Genomic DNA, 2928 nt, shown 5'->3' on the forward strand with positions numbered 1-2928 from the left:
GATGGATATTGTAAATGGGAGTGATCAAGTCGATCGAGCTATTAGTACCGGTAAGCTGCATGCGTTGCCGCACTTCCACACCCGGCCTATCAACGTGGTGGTCTTCCACGGCTCTGATAGGGAATACTCGTTTTTAGGTGGGTTTCCCGCTTAGATGCCTTCAGCGGTTATCCCGTCCGTATATAGCTACCCTGCTATGCCGTTGGCACGACAACAGGTCCACCAGAGATACGTCCATCCCGGTCCTCTCGTACTAGGGACAGATCCTGTCAATATTCCTACACCCACGGCAGATAGGGACCGAACTGTCTCACGACGTTCTGAACCCAACTCACGTACCGCTTTAAATGGCGAACAGCCATACCCTTGGGACCTGCTCCAGCCCCAGGATGCGATGAGTCGACATCGAGGTGCCAAACAACCCCGTCGATATGGACTCTTGGGGGTCATCAGCCTGTTATCCCCGGCGTACCTTTTATCCGTTGAGCGATGGCCCTTCCACGCGGGACCACCGGATCACTATGACCGACTTTCGTCTCTGCTCGACTTGTCAGTCTTGCAGTCAGGCAGGCTTATGCCATTGCACTCGACGAACGATTTCCGACCGTTCTGAGCCTACCATCGCGCGCTCCGTTACTCTTTAGGAGGCGACCGCCCCAGTCAAACTACCCACCATACACGGTCCTGGACCCGGATAACGGGCCGCAGTTAGACATCCATATAGGCAAGGGTGGTATTTCAAGGATGACTCCACAATGGCTGGCGCCACTGCTTCAAAGTCTACCACCTATCCTACACATGCCGACACGAATGCCAGTGTAAAGCTATAGTAAAGGTGCACGGGGTCTTTCCGTCTAACCGCAGGAACCCCGCATCTTCACGGGGAATTCAATTTCACTGAGTCTGCGTTGGAGACAGCGGGGAAGTCGTTACGCCATTCGTGCAGGTCGGAACTTACCCGACAAGGAATTTCGCTACCTTAGGACCGTTATAGTTACGGCCGCCGTTTACTGGGGCTTCAATTCAATGCTTGCACATCTCCTCTTAACCTTCCAGCACCGGGCAGGCGTCAGACCCTATACGTCGTCTTGCGACTTCGCAGAGCCCTGTGTTTTTGGTAAACAGTCGCTACCCCCTGGTCTGTGCCACCCCCACATGGTTGCCCATATGAGGGTCACGCTTCTTCCGAAGTTACGCGTGCATTTTGCCGAGTTCCTTCAACGCAGTTCTCTCAAGCGCCTTGGTATTCTCTACCAGTCCACCAGTGTCGGTTTAGGGTACGGTCTATATGCAGGAGCTATTTCCTGGAACCGCTTCGCTGCACGTTCAATCCAATAAGAACGTACAACACACGCGATCCGTCACTACCTGCAGGCCCACGAATATTAACGTGGTTCCCATCGACTACGCCTTTCGGCCTCGCCTTAGGGGCCGGCTAACCCTGCTCAGATTAACTTTAAGCAGGAACCCTTGGACTTTCGGCGAGGGAGTCTCTCACTCCCTTTATCGTTACTCATGTCAGCATTCTCACTTCCGATACCTCCAGGATGTCTCACGACTGTCCCTTCACAGGCTTACGGAACGCTCCGCTACCACGCACATACGTGCATCCACAGCTTCGGTGTATGGCTTGAGCCCCGGTACATTTTCGGCGCAAAGACCCTTATTTAGACCAGTGAGCTGTTACGCTTTCTTTAAATGATGGCTGCTTCTAAGCCAACATCCTGGTTGTTTTGGGATCCTCACATCCTTTCCCACTTAGCCATAACTTAGGGACCTTAGATGGTGGTCAGGGTTGTTGCCCTCTCCACGACGGACGTTAGCACCCGCCGTGTGTCTGCCGACTAGTACTCCCCGGTATTCGGAGTTTGGTTAGGATCAGTAAGACGGTGAGTCCCCATAGCCCATCCAGTGCTCTACCCCGGGGTATTCGGTCGACGCTCTACCTAAATAGATTTCGCGGAGAACCAGCTATCTCCAAGTTTGATTGGCCTTTCACCCCTAGCCACAAGTCATCCCGATCTATTGCAACAGATATGGGTTCGGTCCTCCAGTACGTGTTACCGTACCTTCAACCTGCTCATGGCTAGATCACTTGGTTTCGGGTCTAATGCATCGAACTGAACGCCCTGTTCAGACTCGCTTTCGCTGCGCCTACACCTACCGGCTTAAGCTTGCTCGATACACTAAGTCGCTGACCCATTATACAAAAGGTACGCTGTCACCCAGGACGAACCTTGGGCTCCAACTGTTTGTAGGCATCCGGTTTCAGGTACTGTTTCACTCCCCTCGTCGGGGTGCTTTTCACCTTTCCCTCACGGTACTGGTTCGCTATCGGTCATGCACGAGTACTTAGGCTTGGATCGTGGTCGACCCATGTTCAGACAGGATTTCACGTGTCCCGCCCTACTCAAGGACTTCTGCTATTCTACGTGTACGGGACTATCACCCACTTCGGTCGAGTTTTCCAACTCGTTCCACTTCATTCACAAAAGCCACTGGCCTGGTCCGCGTTCGCTCGCCACTACTAGCGGAGTCTCGTTTGATGTCCTTTCCTCTGGGTACTTAGATGTTTCAGTTCCCCAGGTTCGCTTCTAACCCCTATGTATTCAGAGTTAGATACCTTATTTCTGATGACTAGAAACCACATGCGCCGTTCTCAAAAGGCAGTAAGTCAGTAGGGCAATAAGGCAATATGTTTCTTACATACTGCCCTACTGCCGTATTGCCCTATTGCCTTAAACGACACATCTGATTTTCTAGTCATCTAAGGTGGGTTGCCCCATTCGGAAATCGTCGGATCAAAGGGTATTCGCACCTCCCCGACGCTTATCGCAGCGTATCACGTCCTTCATCGCCTGTGCATGCCAAGGCATCCACCAAATGCCCTTAAGACACTTGATCACTCTCATTGCCAATATCCATCAA

The 2928-nt window shown here is 52.4% G+C and carries 1 rRNA gene; it reads right to left on the reverse strand.

The window, feature by feature from the left end:
- Window positions 1-20 precede the first annotated feature (20 nt).
- A 23S ribosomal RNA gene (locus ACS5UA_RS22715) occupies window positions 21-2904 on the reverse strand.
- Between the last annotated feature and the right edge of the window lie 24 nt (window positions 2905-2928).

Source organism: Brucella sp. RRSP16, from assembly GCF_052246815.1.
Classification (GTDB): domain Bacteria; phylum Pseudomonadota; class Alphaproteobacteria; order Rhizobiales; family Rhizobiaceae; genus Brucella; species Brucella intermedia.